The following is a 17,846-nucleotide window of genomic DNA, read 5'->3' as shown; positions in this document are numbered from 1 at the left end:
GCTCTAAAATAATATCTTCTTAAGGATTAAAGAAGGTATTTTATAAATAATAGGTATAAAAAAAGCCTCGCGATCGCGAGGCTTTTAATTATAAAATAATTTTATTTCTATTGCTCAATGATAGAAAGCTCTACACGTCTGTTTTCTTGACGTCCAGCAGCAGTCTTGTTAGATGCAACTGGTCTAGCTTCACCAAAACCTTTAGACTCTAAACGAGAAGCAGAAATACCTTTACTAGTTAAGTAGCTTCTTACTGAAGCAGCTCTCTGGTCAGAAAGGTTTAAGTTGTATGAATCGCGTCCTCTATCATCAGTGTGACCTTCGATTAAGAAACGAGTTCTTGGATATTCATTCATGATTTTAGCAACGTTATCTAACGTTTCATTAGATTCAGCACGGATAGTAGCTTTGTTGTAATCAAAAAGAACTGATTTGAACTGTACATTAAGTTCGTTAAGAACCTCTACAGATACTTCAGGACATCCTTTGTTAGCTACAGTTCCTGCAACTTCTGGACACTCATCATCTTTATCTAATACACCGTCACCATCTTTATCTTGGTAAGGACATCCGTTGTTTGCACGTGGACCCGCCTCGTTTGGACAAGCATCGTCAGCATCTTTGATACCATCGCCATCAGCATCTGGACATCCACCTAAAGCGGCAACACCAGCTACAGTAGGACAAGCATCCTTAGGATCAGGAATACCATCACCGTCAGTATCAGGACAACCGTCAAATTCAGCAGTTCCAGCTACAGTAGGACAAGCATCTTTAGAATCTTGGATACCATCACCATCAGAATCAGGACAACCGTCAAATTCAGGAAGACCTGCAACTTCTGGACAAGCGTCATCTTTATCGTAGATACCATCACCATCAGTATCTTTTCCTCCAAAAGCAAATCCTACAGATGCAGAATGCTGGAAGTGTAAAGGACCATTGTCTTCAAATACGTGCTTATAGATTGACTGAACACCAACATTAAAGTTTTCAGATAACCAGAAACGTGCACCAGCACCTCCGTTAGCAGTTCCAAATCCAGGAGTTCCTCCTGTGAGTTGACTATCTAACCAAGTATAACCTGCTCCAACTGTTAAGTAAGGATCAAACCAAGTACTTCCGATAACTTCTTTTAGACTATATGAAACAGCTCCGTCTACAGCATAGTGCTGTAATTCGTTTACAGGGCTTGTGTCACCTAATTTATCAATTCTGTTTAATGTTCCAGTTACTCCAACTACGAACCCGTCACCAACATATCTAGAGATGTTAATGTATGATACAGAAGGAAGAATGTTCCAGTGATCGTTTACATTGTAAAATTCTTCAAATACGCCTCCTCTGATCTCAAGGTTAGTTCCAGCTTGACGAGCACGGTCTCCAACAGGATACGTGTCAATAGCATTGGCACCGACATTAATTGCCCAAGGGTTATTTTTGTCTTGTGCATTCACCGACCCGATTACCATGATCAGAAGCGAAGCAACTAAAAATCTGCTAAGATGTTTCATTGTTTATTCTTAATTTTAAGTGTTAATTAAAAGCAAAAGTAAGTTGTTAAAACTAATCAACAAAGATAAAAGTACTAAAATTTTAGAAAATGCATTGACTATCGTGTAAAGAATGTTAATTAATGACGCCTAATTCTTTTCCAACTTTCGTAAATGCCTCAATAGCCTTGTCTAAATGTTCTACCTCATGAGCCGCGCTTAATTGTACACGTATACGGGCTTTACCCTTTGGTACCACTGGGAAAAAGAAGCCTATAACATAAATTCCTTCTTCCAATAAAGCATCTGCCATTTGCTGCGAAAGCTTGGCGTCATATAGCATAACAGGCACAATAGCAGAATCTCCGTCTATGATGTCAAATCCTGCATTTTTCATCCCATTTTTAAAATAAGTCGTGTTTGAAGCTAGCTTATCACGCAAAGAAGTGTCATTTTCTAGCATATCAAACACTTTAATAGAGGCACCTACAATCGCAGGAGCAAGTGAATTAGAAAAAAGATACGGTCTACTGCGTTGTCGTAAGATTTCTATTACTTCTTTTTTTGCTGTTGTATATCCTCCCATGGCACCTCCCATGGCTTTTCCTAATGTACCTGTAATAATATCAATACGCCCCATCACTCCTTTTTCTTCCAGAGTACCTCGTCCTGTTTTTCCTATAAATCCAGTTGCATGACACTCATCAATCATTACTAAAGCATCGTAAGTATCGGCGAGATCACATATTTCATCTAAAGGTGCCAAAAGACCGTCCATAGAAAAAACACCGTCAGTAACAATAATTTTATGACGCGCACCCGCTTCATTTGCTTTTTTAAGCTGCGCCTCCAAATCTTGCATGTCATTGTTTTGATAGCGATAGCGTGCTGCTTTGCATAAGCGAACACCGTCTATAATAGAAGCATGGTTTAAAGAATCAGAGATAATTGCATCTTCTGCTCCCAATAAAGGTTCAAAGACACCTCCATTGGCATCAAATGCCGCAGCGTATAAAATAGTATCTTCTGTACCATAAAAATGAGCAATTTTTTGCTCAAGTTCTTTGTGAATGTCTTGTGTACCACATATAAAACGTACAGAACTCATTCCAAAACCATGAGTGTCCATCGTATCCTTTGCGGCTTGAATCACCTCTTTATTTGAGGAAAGGCCTAAATAATTATTTGCGCAGAAGTTAATCACCTCTTCTCCTGTCGAAATGGTAATCACCGCATCTTGAGGTGAAGTGATAATACGTTCTTTTTTATATAGTCCAGCTTCTTTAATAGAAGCTAATTCGTTTTGTAAGTGCTCTTGTATTTTTCCGTACATGGGTTTCGTTTTTGCAAATGTATAGATAATTATACCTTAATAATAGTCACCTCTTTGTTAATATATATTAAAAACAGCTGTTTGATCTTAATATCCATTTCACTCAGTAATTGTGCATATTCCTGTATTTGGTAGGCATGCGTTTCTAATGGCACACCCGTTTTATAGTCCATAATAACAGCTTCTTTTTCGGGAAGGATTTCTATTCTGTCAGGAATATGAACACTACCATCTGCCGAGAGAATTTGGCGCTCATTATATATCGTATTTGCTTGAGAAAAGTAAGAAAGTAGCTCAGGATGATTCACGACATTAGATAGAATCGCTTTCACGGCCTCTTTTTCCTCCAAACTAATCATTCCCTCAAACACCGCTTCAGAAACAGCATGGTCTATATCTTGACGATCTATAATTTTTGCCATGAGTTCGTGAATTAAATTACCATAGGTAATGGCGCTTTGCCGCTCTTCATTCCATAAAAAGCCAGCTTTAGTAATCGTACGAATGTTATGAGATTCTTTTGAAGAGGATAAAAAAGGAATGGTGACCATTTCTTTGGCGTCTTCTGTATCTTTTTGTTCTTTTACTTTTGGTGTTCCAAATACATACGCTTTTTCAGGACCTTCCCAAAGGTCTCCTTGCTGTAAATAGGAAACAAAAAGGTCACTAAATGTTTTTGGATCTCTATTGGGGTTCGTTTTGGTTCCGCTTTCGCGAAAGCGTGATAAGACATACACCCGCTCTACCGCTCTGGTCAATGCTACGTACAAAATATTCACAGCGTCAAACTGTTGCTGTGCGATACGTTCTTCATATAAGAGGGATCCGTGCGAACTATAAGAGGCAACATCTATTTTGTGCCCAACCAATAAATGCTCAAAACCAGCAAAATCGGAGGCATCCGTTGGATACCAGTGATGCTCGTTGCGATGAGAATACAATTCAGAATCGGCATATGGATAAATCACCACGTCAAACTCTAGTCCTTTGGATTTATGAATACTCATGACCTGAACAGCGTCCTTTTGTGTTGGAGCCACAATACTTAGGTTGTCCTTCTTCTCTTCCCAATACTGTAAAAATCCAATAAGTCCTCCATTGTTTTTTTGCGTATATTCAAAAATCGTGTTGAGATACCCAAATACATAAGCATCGGCTTCTTTTTCAAGATGAAAAGCGCGTACAATATATTCGACACCTTCATAAAGAGGTAACGACTCAAACAAGGAAGGCGAGAAATAAATATGCCGTTCTTCAAGCCCTTTTATAAAATCTGCCGTAGGCGCTTTTGCCCATTGATCGTAAAAAGCATGAACATCTTCTATCTTAAACCTGTTGGCAAGAAATGAGAGAATCTTCAAGGTGATTTGAGGCGTATTGGGTTGTAATTGCAAGGCTAGAATAGCATGCACAAACCCCACTGCTGGCGAACTTTGTAACAACAGACTATCTGAAGAAATTACTTTTACCTCATGGCTAGCTAGATATTGAGCAATATAAGCGCCGTGTTTATTGCTTCGAGTAAGGATACAAATATCACTTTTAAAAAAACCCTGTGCCGTTACTTCATTGATAATTTTTAATACGTTTTCGGCATAGCGCTCATCGATGTCTTTTACTGTTTCTGCTTCTACAAATTGTATAGATACAAACCCACCTTCTCTGTGATTTAAGCCTTGATTATTGTCTGTTTGGTAAATGGAGGTATAGGTTGGATCCTTAAAAAAAGAAGAGATATAGGTAAAAAAGTGATTATTAAAATTGATGATTTGAGAATAACTTCGGTAGTTAGTACCTAGTTGTTGTACCTCCGCTTTAGGAATGGAAAAAGGATGAATGTCATTGGCAAGGTCTATAAACTGCTCTGCTTTTCCGCCTCGCCATCGGTAAATAGCTTGTTTGGGATCACCTACCAAGAGCAAACTATTTTTTACGCTATCCAGTGTATCTGTCGCTATTGCATTTTCGACCAACGGAACCAAATTATGCCATTGCACCACCGAAGTGTCTTGAAACTCGTCTATAAAATAATTAGTGTAGCGCTCTCCCAATCGCTCATAGATAAAGGCGGCAGGCTGTTCTCTCAGGGATTTATAAATAAGGGCATTAAAATCTGAAATAAGCAAAATATTCTCATCTTCTTTAATTTTCTGAAGTTCTTTGTTGATGAGCTGTAATACAGAAAGAGGGACTACCTTTTTTGCAAATTCTGAAATGAGGAGCAGTTTGTAATAATCGTTTTTGGTTTCGTTAAAACAGGCAATCAACTGATCTCTAATGCTGTCTATATCATCTTTTATGGGTTGTTTCTCCGCTTTTTTATAAAATGTATAACTGTCTATATCTTGTTTCCACTTTGCTTTGTAATCTACATCTGTCGGGCTTTGTTGTAGTTTGACTAGGTGATTGTAGAAATATTTTCCAGAAAAGTGGGTTTCATCCAACCCCAAACTATGGATCAATTCTAAATGTGTGGTGGCGCTATTTTTTATGTTCGCTTTAAGCGAAATTTCAAGCTGACTCAATACCTTTCGTAATGCGTCAAAATCATCAAGGGTTTTAGAGGTTAGTTGAGTGACGTAGGGTGCATCATTTTCGCTAGAAAGTAATTTTGCAATCTCCTGAAGGTCTCTCGTAATATCCCAGCTTTTATCATCATCTGCCTTTTGAAGCGCAAATTCGACCAAAATATCTGTGATCCTTTTGTCTTGTCCCGCACTATCTATGAGGGCATCTACGGCTCTTGCCTGTAGTGTTTTACTATCTAAAGAGACCTCAAAATTTCCTGAAATCTCTAGGTCTTTAGAAAATGTTCTAAGAATCCGGTGGGTGAGGGTGTCAATCGTAACCACATCAAAAGCAGCATAATTATGCAAAATAGAATGCAGGATTTGAGTTGCTTTTTTAGCAAGTGTGGTGGGAGACTCCCCTGTTTCGGTTGCAATCGTAGCAAGCATATCAGGAATGGTGCCTTGAGAAGTGTTATAAACACTAAAAGCATTTAGTGTTCCTAAGATACGCTCCTTCATCTCTTGGACGGCCTTGTTTGTAAAGGTAATCGCAAGAAGCTGTCGGTATTTTTTAGGATTTTCACTCGTGAGTAAGGTGGTGACATACGCCTTGACAAGACTATATGTCTTTCCAGACCCCGCCGAAGCATTTAATACCGTTAAACTATGTGAAGATACCATCGGTCTAAATATAAAAAAGCTACTCGAGACCGAGTAGCTTTTCTACCTAAACCTAACTAACCAACTTAAAAATGTAAGAATGTGACTAAAACCAACACTGTTACATACCTATTAGACGGGTATACATCAAAAAGGTTGCTTTTTAAAAAGCAATTTTTAAAAAAAAAGACATAAACTGAGCAGATGTGATGTTTATTTGTGAGGTATCAATACTCTTTATACTGCGATATAAATTTTATGGATACAAAGAATTTTAATTGCTCATAGGATTACGTAACTTTGTGTACAATCGATTTATTCACTTAAAACTATACAGATATGTCATTTGAGTTACCAAAATTGAGCTATGCATACGATGCATTAGAGCCACATATAGATGCACGCACTATGGAAATACACCATAGTAAACACCATAACGGATATACTTCTAAGCTTAATGCAGCCGTAGAAGGAACAGACCTAGAAGGAAAGACCATAGAAAATATATTGACAAATCTTGATATGTCAAACGGAGCAGTTCGTAACAATGGAGGTGGTTTTTATAATCACCGTTTATTCTGGGAAGTCATGTCACCTGACGGTGGAGGAGAGCCTACGGGAGCGTTAGCAGATGCCATTAATGCAGCATACGGAAACTTTGAATCATTTAAAGATGCATTTTCAAAAGCAGCAGCGACACAATTTGGATCTGGATGGGCATGGTTATGTGTTCATAAAGGAGGAAAAGTAGAAGTATGCTCAACACCTAACCAAGACAACAGCTTAATGCCAGGTGTAGGATGTGGAGGAACGCCTATCTTAGGATTGGATGTTTGGGAGCATGCATATTACTTACACTACCAAAACAGACGTCCAGATTACATCAATGCATTTTTTAATGTCATTAACTGGAAAGCTGTGAGCGCAAAATTTGAGAACAATAAATAAGAAATTATTTTTATAGATTTAAAAAGCCACTTGAGAGAGTGGCTTTTGTGTTTTAATCAGTATATAGATTTATATAAGCTCTCAGTGCTTCAGCATCTTTATAAGTTAGACTAGGGAAACTTATACAAGGTGCGCCATATTCGCCAACCAGTTTATCTTTCTTTAAATAGAATAGAAGTAAAGAATCTGAAGAGAATTTTTTCATAGATTCAAATAAAGCAGGTCCTGTTGCTCTCTTATACATCCTATGACAAGCCGCACAATTTGCTTTAAATAAATAATTTCCTTCTTCTTCTAATAGGGTACTTGGACTAGGATAAGAAGAAATGGTCCCGCAAAATAGTTGGTTTTCAACAATGGATTCTTCAGTGGCTTGTTCTGAGTAATCGAGATTCCATAGGATATAACTCAATAAAGCTATTCCTATAAGTGTAACCGCGTATATGAGTACGGTATTATCTTTCATTTTACCCTAATAACCTCACAACGTCCTTCGCAAAATAGCTGGCAATCATATGCGCTCCAGCACGTTTTATGGCGGTGATTTGCTCTAGCATCACAGCGTCGTGATCTAACCATCCATTGGCTGCGGCCGCTTTTAACATGGCATACTCACCACTGACTTGATAGACGGCGACAGGAACATCTACCGCATCTCTGATATCGCGCACAATATCTAAATAGCAAAGCCCAGGTTTGACCATTACAATATCGGCGCCCTCTTCAATGTCCATGAGGGTTTCTTTTACAGCTTCATCTCGGTTGGCAAAATCCATTTGATAGGTCTTTTTGTCTTTTGGGACATTCTGTATATCGGCAGGAGCACTGTCTAGTGCATCTCTAAAAGGCCCATAAAATGACGACGCATACTTGGCGCTATAACTCATAATTCCTGTATTATGAAACCCTTCTTCTTCCAATACGGTTCGCATTTCATAAATACGACCATCCATCATATCACTTGGGGCAAGAATATCAGCGCCTGCTTGCGCATGTGACAACCCCATTTTTGCAAGAGCTTTATTAGTAGCATCATTGAGAATCTCACCATTTCCTACAATCCCATCATGGCCGTAACTAGAATAAGGATCAAGAGCTACATCCGTCATCACAAGCATTTCGGGGCAGGCATTTTTTACGGTTTTGATGGCATGTTGCATCAATCCGTCAGCGTTGAAGGCTTCGGTACCCGCATTATCTTTTAGGTTGTCTGGCACTTTGACAAATAACAACACAGATTTTAAACCCATGCTCCATAGTGTTTTTACTTCGGCGGCAAGAAGATCTAGACTTTGCCTGTAGTAGTTAGGCATCGACGGGATTTCCTCTCGAATTCCTTTTCCTTCTACCACAAATAGGGGTACAATAAAGTCATTGGGGGTGATCACTGTTTCTCTTACGAGACTTCGGATGGCTTCTGAGGTTCTTAATCTACGATTTCTTCGTAATGGGTACATAAAATTGTATTTTGCTATTCTTTTTCTATTGCAAATTTACCAAATTAAAAACCGAGTCGGCATTTTGATATCATTACAGAAGACCTTTCAATTCAAATATACATGGCGGACCTACCAACATCGGTTTTTAGAGGGGTTTGAGAGCCATATTGAAGACGGTCATCTTCACGTAGTGGCACCTCCAGGTTCTGGAAAGACCGTTTTAGGATTGGAAATGATTCGGAGAGTAGATCAAAAAACATTAATACTTGCGCCTACATTAACTATTCGAAATCAATGGCAAGAGCGGATGTATGAATGTTTTGTAGCTAAGGAATCATGTAATATTCCGCTTTCGCGAAATATAAAACAACCTGCACATATTACCTTTTCCACGTATCAATCGTTGCATACGTTTTACAAAAACGAAATGGAAAGTGATGGGGAAAAACTGGTGGCTTTTTTCGCGAAAGCGGGGATAAAAAATATCGTACTAGACGAAGCCCACCATCTTAAAAATGAATGGTGGAAACCCCTTTTTGCCTTAAAAGTACTGCCTAATTGCATTTTGATTGCCCTTACAGCAACACCTCCTTATGACAGTGAACAGCGGGAAATTGCTAAGTATTTTGAGTTATGTGGTTCCATAGATGTGGAGATTGGCGTGCCTGAATTGGTAAAAGAAGGGAATTTGTGTCCGCATCAGGATTATATTTATTTTTCACAACCTGACGAAGCGCAAGTGCAATATATTATTGCCTACAGAGTGAAACTGATGGCGTTTATCAATGCATTAGTAGATGATGTAGATTTTAAAAATTTTATCCTTCAACACCCTTTTTATGCTCAGACAGCAAATGTATTAGAGGCTATTTATGATCATTCTGATTTGTATGCTGGGATGCTCATCTATCTCCATGCAGCAAAAACAGACATTCCATTAGAAAAGTTGGCTGTTTTGGGGATAAAAAACAAGAAAGCGGTGATCCCAGCATTTACCTATACGTGGGTGACTTCCTTATTACAACCGTTATTGGTTGAGTTTAGAGAAACGCTTTTTGAACACGAGGCATTGCTGTCAAGCATCGAAAAAGAATTACGAAAAATAGGTGCTTTTCATAAGAAACGGGTGCATCTAGAGGGAAAAAATGAGTTGTATAAGTCACTAGCGCAAAGCCCAAATAAACTAAAAAGTATACAGGAGATTGTTGCATTTGAGTCGGCTCAGTTAAACACTAATTTACGAGCGGTAGTGTTGGCAGATTATATCCGAAAAGAGTTTTTAGACACTCCAGATGACCAGTTGGATTCCATTAATAAACTAGGCGTAGTTCCCATTTTTAAATATTTACAAGCATCATTACAACGTGATCCTGAAAATTGGCAAGCGATTAATAGGCAGGAAAAATTAGCAGTTCTAACAGGGTCATTAGTGATTATACACGACCGTTTACGATCGCATATAGATGCTGCTATTCCTGCTGATTATTATTCACTTTCCCCAATGGGAGTTACTGATTTTTTCATATTGACCCCTACAGACAAAGGAAAGAGTCAAATAGTGAGTGTAATGACTACATTATTTGAAAAGGGGCATATTGAAGTTTTAGTAGGAACTACTTCCTTATTGGGAGAAGGATGGGATGCGCCAGCAATTAATACACTGGTATTGGCTTCTTACGTAGGATCGTTTGTGATGTCTAACCAGATGCGCGGAAGAGCGATTCGGGTGCATGCAAAAAATCCAGATAAAGTGGCATCCGTATGGCATCTTGCCTGTATTGATCCTACAGTAGCAGATGGAGGTGAAGACATCGCAAAGCTGTATAAAAGATTTGAGGCTTTTTGTGGCATTTCTTTGGAAGGCACTCCTTTTATAGAAAATGGGGTGGATCGTTTTGCAATACCTGAAGAACATTTGAATAAAGAGCGCCTCAACGAGCAGATGTTTTTCCTTGCAGCACAACGTCACGAAGTAAAAAAAAGATGGGATGTTGCGATTGCAAAAGGGAATATTCTAGTGCGGGAATTAAAAATAAATTTAGAGAATTTAAAAAGTAAATCAGGTCAGAAGAAAGTCTATTATAAAGATGTTGTAAAATACTCATTCATTCAATTAATCACCATGGCTACTTTTACCCTGCCAGAGTTGTTTTTTAAAAATATAGGGACTTTTTTCTCTAGGGGAGTGCTTTACTTTTTTTACGCCGTCCTTTCAGGACTCGCCATTCTTTTTCTTCCCAAAACCTACAAAGCTGTATTGCTTTACATCAAATATGGGCGTATTGATAAACAGCTTTACAAAATTGGGCAGGTACTTCTTAAAACCATGCGTGACAAACAGCAGGTCACAACGCCTGAATCGCAAACACAGTTATGTATAGAAAAGTTTGATACAGGAGAAGTGTCTTGTTTTATACGTGGTGCCACTGCCAAAGAAGAATTACTTTTTGTAAATAACCTAGAAGAGATTGTCCAGAAAATAGACAATCCAAGATATATGATTGCGCAATCGGGATGGTTGCAACGTAGGTTTGGCTTTTCAAATTACTTTGCGGTGCCTTCTGTTTTTGCAGAACGCAAGGAAGATGCATTACTGTTTTTTAACTATTGGAAAATCTATAAAGGAGCTGCTACCCTTATTTTCACGAGAAATCCTGAAGGGCGCAAAAAATTATTAAAAGCACGTTTCCATTATTTAAATACAGAAGGGGGTTTTAAAACAAAAACAGCCGCTATTTGGAAGTGATATTAATTGAAAATATTTGCTATCCAAGTAAACCCTATCATGATCAAAAAAGCAACAGCTCCTACTAATGTGGTATCACTTGTAAATAAAAATCCAAAGAAACCAACACATATAATAAGAACACCTATAGCGATTCCAAAATACTGTGATTTTTGAGCGTATTGTAAAAAAGCTCTTGGTAATGGGATGAGTGCTGCTAAGCTTGCAATGGCTATGGGAAGAAAATAATCTATTTCAAGAATATAAAAAGCAAGAATAGATACCATCCCAAGGGTACCTAATCCTACAAAAAAGTAACCGCTTAATTTTTCTTTTGTACTTAGTAAATACTTGCCATAAGAATTAAAGCCAAGAATCGCATTAGACATTGGTTCCATAATCCAGCTGCCTAAAGCAAATAGCAGATATGCTATCAAAAGGGGTATTGCTAAATAGGTAAGGCCATTTGCACTTAAGAATTTATAGGAAAACCGATACACCAAATAGATTCCTATAAGAAATCCCCATTGATTTTTTGTAGACTGCTTACTAATCCAAAACGAGTATTTTAGGTAATTTCGATAAATGAAGTTTTTTGCTTTGAGTCCAGTACTCATCCCTTCTCTCGCATATTCAAAATTAGGATCAATTTGTAGAGCCTCTTTAAAATGAGATAAGGCGGTGTCTATTTTGTTATTTTCTAAAGCAACCCAGCCTACATTGGCATGAGAATATACATCTTCAGGGTTTTCAAATAAAATATCTTCTATCGTGTGGTCTGCTTCTGATATACGATTCAGTTTTGTAAGTAATTGGGCTCGTATATTAAGGCAAAAGTTATTTTTAGGATCTATTTGTAATCCTTCATTGGCATTTTCTAATCCTTTTTCATACTTCTTTAGTTGGAGCAGTACTGTTGCTTTAAATCCAAAATAATCAGATTGATAAGGTTCAAGCGAAATAGCTTCGTTAATATTTTTTAAAGCATCATTTTTATCATCTGCTTGTAATGAAATACGTGCTTTTAGATAAAAAACATCAGGGTCGTTTGGAGATTCAGAGAGTAATCCTTCAGCTAGTTCTGAAGCTTTCTTAGATTCGGAAAGCATGTAATACGATTGGGCAAGATAAAATCTACTATTCCAACTTTCTAAATCTTTTGCAAAATAGGTGATAGCATCTTGGTAACGCCCTAGTTGGTATAACTGTATGCCTCTTTGTAAGTCTGGTGATTCCATACAATTATTTGTTTAGTTTTAAGTAGTCAAGAATATCATCATAGAGTCCGGCATCATTCGCATATAATGCATAATTTTTTGCCGATCTAAACCATTCTTTTGTTGTGGGTTTTGATTTTTTTATCCCTTTTAAAATATCTTTTGTAGTCAGCGGTTTTGGGATGCCATCTTTAAAAGAAGCTTGTAGTTTTTGCTCTACTGCGATATCAATGGCGGCCATAATATCTGCTCCAGAAAACTCTTTAGATGCCTTTGCTAGTGATTTGTAATCTATAGGGTCTGTGGGTTTTTGTTTAAGGTGTATATTAAAAATAGCCTCCCGAGCTTCGCTATCTGGTGGTGATACAAAAATAATACGATCAAAACGGCCAGGTCTTCTAAAAGCAGGATCTAAGTACCAAGGCGCATTGGTTGCTCCTAAAACAAGAATACCTTCATTGTTAGCATCTAAACCATCTAATTCCGCTAAAAATTGATTAATAATAGTGCGTCCTGCCGTTTTATTAACATCATTCCTATTGGCTCCTAGAGCATCTATCTCATCAATAAAAATAACACAAGGTGTGTTTTTACGAGCTACTTCAAAAATCTCATGCAGGTTACGTTCTGAACTTCCAATCCACATGTCTAGAATATCATTAATACCAACATTAATAAAGTTAGCATTAATTTCGCCAGCGGTGGCTCTGGCCAGATGTGTTTTTCCGCAACCAGGAGGGCCATATAACAAAATACCACCTCCTATTTTTTTGCCATACGCTTTATATAAATCTTGATGTTGTAATGGCTTTATGATTTTAAGCGAAATCTCTTCTTTTACATCCTCCATTCCCCCGACATCCCCAAAAGAAGCTTCAGCTTTATTGATAAAAGACAATGCATCTTCATCTGTAAAATCTGCATCAGGAAGCATACTAGCTTTGAGATATTCATCAAAGTCTTCATTGCTATAGGTAGCATCTATAGCAACTATTTCTTGATAGGTGTTTTTTGCTTCAACAAAATCTTTTTGACTAATTTGACAATAACAAAGCAATTCTAAATGCTTTACATCTTTACTATTTACTGTTATTTCTTCTAGTAATACGAGCGCAGCATCTATTTTATTTTGCTTATGAAAGCAACTAGCAAGCGTAAATTTTGCTTGTTTATGAGTACTATCTATATTGATAACATCAATTAAATGATTTTCTGCTGCTACAAAATCTCCTTGATCTATATATAATTTCGCCACTTGTATTTTGAGTGGAATATTATTTGGAGAAAATTGAAGTGCTTCTAATAAACTGTCTAACATACGTACTTAATTGTTTTCAAAAATAAGATTTATACCCACTCTTTCGGATTTTTCAATACCTCAAGCAGTCTCGCTTCTTCGCTTCCTTCTTCAGGATGATGGTCATATTTCCATTGTACTACAGGCGGGAGACTCATCAAAATACTTTCAATTCTGCCATTGGTTTTAAGGCCAAACAGGGTGCCTTTGTCGTGTACAAGGTTAAATTCTACATACCGTCCGCGACGAATTTCTTGCCAGTCTTTTTGCGCTTTCGCGAAAGCGGTCTCTTTCCTACGCTCCACAATAGGAACATAGGCTTCTAAAAAGCTGTCGCCTACCGTCGTCACAAAGTGATACCAATCTTGCATAGAGCGCTCTTCTGTCTTTTTAAGGTAGTCAAAAAATAGTCCACCAATACCACGACACTCATTGCGGTGTGCATTGTAAAAATACGCATCACAACGTGCTTTGTACGTTGGATAAAATGTAGGATCATGCGCATCGCAAGCGTTCTTGCAAACCGTATGAAAATGAATGGCATCTTCATCAAAAAGGTAATAAGGCGTCAAATCCTGCCCTCCTCCAAACCACTGATCTACAATCTCTCCATCTTGATTATACATTTCAAAATAGCGCCAATTGGCGTGTACCGTAGGTACCATCGGACTTTTAGGATGTAATACGAGTGAGAGTCCGCAGGCAAAGAAATTAGCATCTTTTACCCCAAAATACTGTTGCATGGTTGCTGGTAATTCCCCGTGTACTTGAGAGATATTAACCCCTCCTTTTTCAAAGACATTTCCATTTTCAATCACACGCGTACGACCGCCACCACCTTCAGGGCGTTTCCATATATCTTCTTGAAAAGTAGCTTTTCCATCAATGGCTTCTATACGAGTAGTGATGGTGTCTTGTAAGGTATGAATGTAGGATACAAATTGGTTTTTTATAGTAATTTCTTTCATGTCAAAAGGAATATCTGAATGTTTTTTTAAGGGGATGACATCATTCCCGTTTTGATCTAGGTCTGCAAGGTCTTCCTCGTTTTGATCTAGACCTGCAAGGTCTTCCCGATCTAGACCTGCAAGGTCTTCCCGCAGGGGACCTTGTAGGTCTCCCAACCCAGACTCACTATCACCACTATCACCAACCCTACTCTGAGTAACGTGCCTCATATTCTCTATAGTATCAAACAATTGCAAAGCTAGTGTTTTATCCAATGTAAAACCTTCGGGTTGTGTGTGCTCTAAATAATGAACATAAGAAGAAAAGAGGTCCTTTTCTTTAGTACTCACAGGGTTGTTATGTATATAACAAAATAGATTGGTAAGATACGTTTCGTCTGTAATACGTTTTCTTTTGAAATGCTTTTCAAAAAGACTTCCTGTGCGTTTCTCCTGTTTATTAAACGCTTTGGCATAGGCGTTAAATAGATTTGAGAAACTCTGTGTTATTACCTTTTCATCTTCCGTAATTTTCACTAAAAAGTGATAATGGTTATCCATTAAACAATAGGCAAATACGGTAACCTTACCTTTAAGATATTTTTGAAATAGCGAAAGAAAATATCGTTTATTCTCAGAGCTTTTAAAAATACGTGTGCTATTGATGCCACGGTTATAGATGTGATAGGTTGCATCTTTTTCTATATGTTCTAGCTTCATGGCTTCTTTTTATGTAGACCTACAAGGATCGCTTTGCTCATACCTTGCAGGTCCGGGATCGCCTTGCTCATGCTTTGCAGTTCTTTTGCTTGCTCATACTTCATGCTTTGCAGGCTTCTTACTCGTTCATACCTTGCAGGTCTTTTACTTTACACATTCCTTGCAAGTTTATGATCACTTGCTGTTAAGTTGCTTAGGATCTGTTGGTTCTATAGTGCGTTTTACATCTTCTCTTGGAGGTAATAATCCAATGGTTTGTTTTGTGGCAGCTGTTACAGAAAGTGGAAGTACCAAAATAACCCCAATCACAGGAATCAATAAAAACAACATAAACACGATCCCATTTCCAATGGCCTGCCCTTTGTTTTGACGCACAAATTGAACACTCTTTTCATACGTAAAATGACGTTCTAAAGTATAATCCATATTCCCAAAACCTGCATAATAGGCTTGCATTAAAAATAAGAGAATAGGTGATATAAAACCAATCAGAGGAATTAAACTGAGTAAAAGGATAGGAATGGTTAAGAGTAATTCCATGCTTAGATTACGGACATTGATACGGATACCACGCCATAATTGCTCGCCAAATGTAGTGTCCCTTGGGTTATACTTTGTGCCTAATAAATGCGCTTCAATTTTTTCTGAAACAGGGCTCATAAAAGGAGCACTCAAAGCCATGACGATGTGCTTATAAAGTATAAAGCCAACAGCAATGATCACCAATGCACTTAGGATTTCGGCAAAAACAAAAAAGGCTTGTTTCCCCCATTCCCACGGCCATATTTGTTCTACCCAGTGCCCAATATCATCAGAAAAACCATAGGCAGCTGTGATAATGATGGCAGCGGTGAGTAAACTAATCACCATAGGAATCGCAAAGTATTTCCACAAGCCTAGTTTTGTGACAAGGCCAAAAGAATTTCCATAGGTTTTGAGTCCGTTAAGAATGCCTTTAATCATCTTCTATATGTGTTAATGTGTCAGGATGTTCTTGCATTTGTTGAATGGTGGTATGCTTTCGCGAAAGCGGAATCAACACCATCACCAATTGTACTAGTTGAGACTCACTGCTGTCTCTATGTTTTCTAGCAAAGGTACGTCCTATCTGATTATTATGTAAATCCATGGCTCTGGCTAAAGCAGCATTTACCGAAAAATCCTCATGCCAATCAGTGATACGTTTTGCCCAGGCCGTTGTTTTATCTATAGATCCCCAACGATTGCATTTATGAATAATAAGCGCATTCCATAACGCATGCCGAAACGCATTTGCACGTCCATTTTTGTGATGAGCCTTACCAAACTTCTGATCACATATTTTAATCGTTTTACGCGTCGCAACGTAGGTAGGAAACACAAACAAAGGATGCCGTAAGCAAAGCCCTGCAAGGCTCCAGAGCTGCTTAAAGTCCATTGATTTTATGACCTTGTTAAGGTTCACGTTATTCTTTATATTCTTTGACTGCCTCTATAAAAGCACCTGCATTTTCTAGTGGGATATTAGGTAAAATACCATGCCCTAGATTCACAATGTACTTATCTTTTCCAAAAGAACGAATCATCTCATGAACCATTTGTTTGATTTCGCTCGGGGGCGAAAACAAACGCGTAGGGTCAAAATTACCTTGCAAGGTAATGTTTCCTCCCGTTAAATAGCGTGCGTTACGCGCCGAACACGTCCAGTCTACCCCTAATGCCGAAGCACCCGATTTTGCCATCGTATCTAGGGCAAACCAACACCCTTTTCCAAAAGCAATCACAGGTGATTCCTCTTTTAAGGCGTCAATAATTTGTTGGATGTATTGCCAAGAGAAAGTTTGGTAATCTTCTGGAGAAAGCATGCCTCCCCAGCTATCAAATACCTGTACTGCATTCACCCCTGCTTTTACTTTTTCTTTGAGATAGGCAATGGTGGTGTCTGTGATTTTCTGTAATAACGTATGAGCGGCTAGTGGTTGTGTAAAGCAAAACTCTTTGGCTTTGTCAAAGTTTTTTGATCCCTGTCCTTGCACACAATAGCAAAGAATCGTCCACGGACTCCCTGCAAAACCGATTAATGGAATCTCATCATTGAGTTTTTCTTTGGTCATTTTGATGGCATCCATCACATAGCCCAAGGTCTCCTGAATATCTGGAACAATCACTTGATCCACGTCTTTTGCAGAGCGGATGGGGTTGGGTAACCAAGGCCCTACATTGGGTTTCATCTCTACCTCAATATTCATCGCCTGCGGAATCACCAGAATATCCGAAAATAAAATAGCCGCATCCATGCCATAACGACGGATCGGTTGTACGGTGATTTCACTCGCAAGTTCTGGAGTTTGGCAACGGGTAAAGAAATCATATTTGGCTTTGATTTCCATAAATTCAGGAAGGTATCTTCCTGCCTGACGCATCATCCATACCGGTGGACGATCTACCGTTTCACCCTTTAATGCTCTTAAAAATAAATCGTTTTTTAGTGTACTCATAATGTGATGTCTGTTCGAGCGCAGTCGAGAACTACAATAATATGTTGTTTGTTGACCTCTCGACTGCGCTCGAGGGGACA

General features: G+C 38.3%; 13 protein-coding genes and 1 pseudogene. 2 read left to right on the top strand and 12 right to left on the bottom strand.

The window, feature by feature from the left end; all coding sequences use genetic code 11:
* Nucleotides 1-107: 107 nt before the first annotated feature.
* The 3 genes from ACFO3O_RS07060 to ACFO3O_RS07050 form a co-directional block, all read right to left on the bottom strand.
* Nucleotides 108-1,514, bottom strand: coding sequence for an OmpA family protein (locus ACFO3O_RS07060; protein WP_379977879.1), 1,407 nt, complete (start codon nucleotides 1,512-1,514; stop codon nucleotides 108-110).
* Nucleotides 1,515-1,629: 115 nt separating this feature from the next.
* Nucleotides 1,630-2,826, bottom strand: a complete 1,197-nt coding sequence (gene kbl, locus ACFO3O_RS07055) for a glycine C-acetyltransferase (RefSeq protein WP_379977877.1) — start codon at nucleotides 2,824-2,826, stop codon at nucleotides 1,630-1,632.
* A gap of 29 nt (nucleotides 2,827-2,855) precedes the next feature.
* Nucleotides 2,856-6,017 carry a UvrD-helicase domain-containing protein gene (locus ACFO3O_RS07050; protein ID WP_379977876.1) on the bottom strand — a complete coding sequence of 1,054 codons (3,162 nt, stop codon included), beginning with the start codon at nucleotides 6,015-6,017 and terminating at the stop codon, nucleotides 2,856-2,858.
* 318 nt (nucleotides 6,018-6,335) lie between these two features.
* Between ACFO3O_RS07050 and ACFO3O_RS07045 the strand changes: the two genes are divergently transcribed.
* Entirely contained in the window at nucleotides 6,336-6,944 is a 609-nt protein-coding gene (locus ACFO3O_RS07045) for a superoxide dismutase (RefSeq protein WP_379977875.1), read from the top strand.
* Between the two features lie 52 nt (nucleotides 6,945-6,996).
* Here ACFO3O_RS07045 and ACFO3O_RS07040 read toward each other — a convergent pair whose 3' ends face one another.
* Together ACFO3O_RS07040 and hemB are read right to left on the bottom strand one after the other, a co-directional pair.
* Nucleotides 6,997-7,410 carry a c-type cytochrome gene (locus ACFO3O_RS07040; RefSeq protein WP_379977874.1) on the bottom strand — a complete coding sequence of 138 codons (414 nt, stop codon included), beginning with the start codon at nucleotides 7,408-7,410 and terminating at the stop codon, nucleotides 6,997-6,999.
* Nucleotide 7,411: 1 nt separating this feature from the next.
* Nucleotides 7,412-8,401: a porphobilinogen synthase gene (gene hemB / locus ACFO3O_RS07035; RefSeq protein WP_379977873.1), complete on the bottom strand. Its 990-nt coding sequence runs from the start codon at nucleotides 8,399-8,401 to the stop codon at nucleotides 7,412-7,414.
* A gap of 64 nt (nucleotides 8,402-8,465) precedes the next feature.
* On the opposite strand from hemB, the gene ACFO3O_RS07030 reads away from it, so the two are divergent.
* Entirely contained in the window at nucleotides 8,466-11,129 is a 2,664-nt protein-coding gene (locus tag ACFO3O_RS07030; RefSeq protein ID WP_379977872.1) for a DEAD/DEAH box helicase family protein, read from the top strand.
* 2 nt (nucleotides 11,130-11,131) lie between these two features.
* Here ACFO3O_RS07030 and ACFO3O_RS07025 read toward each other — a convergent pair whose 3' ends face one another.
* The 7 genes and pseudogenes from ACFO3O_RS07025 to hemE all read right to left on the bottom strand — a co-directional run bounded on the left by ACFO3O_RS07025 (nucleotide 11,132) and on the right by hemE (nucleotide 17,766).
* On the bottom strand, nucleotides 11,132-12,346 hold the full coding sequence (locus ACFO3O_RS07025) for a CDC27 family protein (protein ID WP_379977871.1): 1,215 nt from the start codon (nucleotides 12,344-12,346) through the stop codon (nucleotides 11,132-11,134).
* Between the two features lie 4 nt (nucleotides 12,347-12,350).
* The gene (locus ACFO3O_RS07020) at nucleotides 12,351-13,643 is read right to left on the bottom strand and encodes an AAA family ATPase (RefSeq protein WP_379977870.1); all 1,293 of its coding nucleotides are present in this window, start codon (nucleotides 13,641-13,643) and stop codon (nucleotides 12,351-12,353) included.
* 29 nt (nucleotides 13,644-13,672) lie between these two features.
* A complete protein-coding gene (gene hemF, locus ACFO3O_RS07015) occupies nucleotides 13,673-14,590 on the bottom strand; it encodes an oxygen-dependent coproporphyrinogen oxidase (protein ID WP_379978075.1) in 918 nt (305 codons plus the stop codon).
* Nucleotides 14,591-14,935: 345 nt separating this feature from the next.
* Nucleotides 14,936-15,289, bottom strand: a pseudogene (locus tag ACFO3O_RS07010) (transposase); the annotation flags it as partial.
* Between the two features lie 174 nt (nucleotides 15,290-15,463).
* Nucleotides 15,464-16,252 carry an EI24 domain-containing protein gene (locus tag ACFO3O_RS07005; RefSeq protein WP_379977869.1) on the bottom strand — a complete coding sequence of 263 codons (789 nt, stop codon included), beginning with the start codon at nucleotides 16,250-16,252 and terminating at the stop codon, nucleotides 15,464-15,466.
* Entirely contained in the window at nucleotides 16,245-16,706 is a 462-nt protein-coding gene (locus ACFO3O_RS07000) for a DUF6973 domain-containing protein (protein ID WP_379977868.1), read from the bottom strand. The genes ACFO3O_RS07005 and ACFO3O_RS07000 overlap by 8 nt, the downstream gene beginning before the upstream one ends.
* A 28-nt stretch (nucleotides 16,707-16,734) precedes the next feature.
* Nucleotides 16,735-17,766: a uroporphyrinogen decarboxylase gene (gene hemE / locus ACFO3O_RS06995; RefSeq protein ID WP_379977866.1), complete on the bottom strand. Its 1,032-nt coding sequence runs from the start codon at nucleotides 17,764-17,766 to the stop codon at nucleotides 16,735-16,737.
* Nucleotides 17,767-17,846 lie beyond the last annotated feature (80 nt).

The organism is Dokdonia ponticola, assembly GCF_042653865.1.
Classification (GTDB): Bacteria; Bacteroidota; Bacteroidia; order Flavobacteriales; family Flavobacteriaceae; genus Dokdonia; species Dokdonia ponticola.
The sequence above is the reverse complement of the archived record's forward strand: the minus strand, read 5'-3'. Positions and strand labels throughout refer to the sequence as shown.

Coding starts and splice junctions, on each gene's coding strand:
- ACFO3O_RS07060 (WP_379977879.1), bottom strand. CDS start 1,514: ATGAAACATCTTAGCAGATTTTTAGTTGCTTCGCTTCTGATCATGGTA.
- kbl (WP_379977877.1), bottom strand. CDS start 2,826: ATGTACGGAAAAATACAAGAGCACTTACAAAACGAATTAGCTTCTATT.
- ACFO3O_RS07050 (WP_379977876.1), bottom strand. CDS start 6,017: ATGGTATCTTCACATAGTTTAACGGTATTAAATGCTTCGGCGGGGTCT.
- ACFO3O_RS07045 (WP_379977875.1), top strand. CDS start 6,336: ATGTCATTTGAGTTACCAAAATTGAGCTATGCATACGATGCATTAGAG.
- ACFO3O_RS07040 (WP_379977874.1), bottom strand. CDS start 7,410: ATGAAAGATAATACCGTACTCATATACGCGGTTACACTTATAGGAATA.
- hemB (WP_379977873.1), bottom strand. CDS start 8,401: ATGTACCCATTACGAAGAAATCGTAGATTAAGAACCTCAGAAGCCATC.
- ACFO3O_RS07025 (WP_379977871.1), bottom strand. CDS start 12,346: ATGGAATCACCAGACTTACAAAGAGGCATACAGTTATACCAACTAGGG.
- ACFO3O_RS07020 (WP_379977870.1), bottom strand. CDS start 13,643: ATGTTAGACAGTTTATTAGAAGCACTTCAATTTTCTCCAAATAATATT.
- hemF (WP_379978075.1), bottom strand. CDS start 14,590: ATGAAAGAAATTACTATAAAAAACCAATTTGTATCCTACATTCATACC.
- ACFO3O_RS07005 (WP_379977869.1), bottom strand. CDS start 16,252: ATGATTAAAGGCATTCTTAACGGACTCAAAACCTATGGAAATTCTTTT.
- ACFO3O_RS07000 (WP_379977868.1), bottom strand. CDS start 16,706: ATGGACTTTAAGCAGCTCTGGAGCCTTGCAGGGCTTTGCTTACGGCAT.
- hemE (WP_379977866.1), bottom strand. CDS start 17,766: ATGAGTACACTAAAAAACGATTTATTTTTAAGAGCATTAAAGGGTGAA.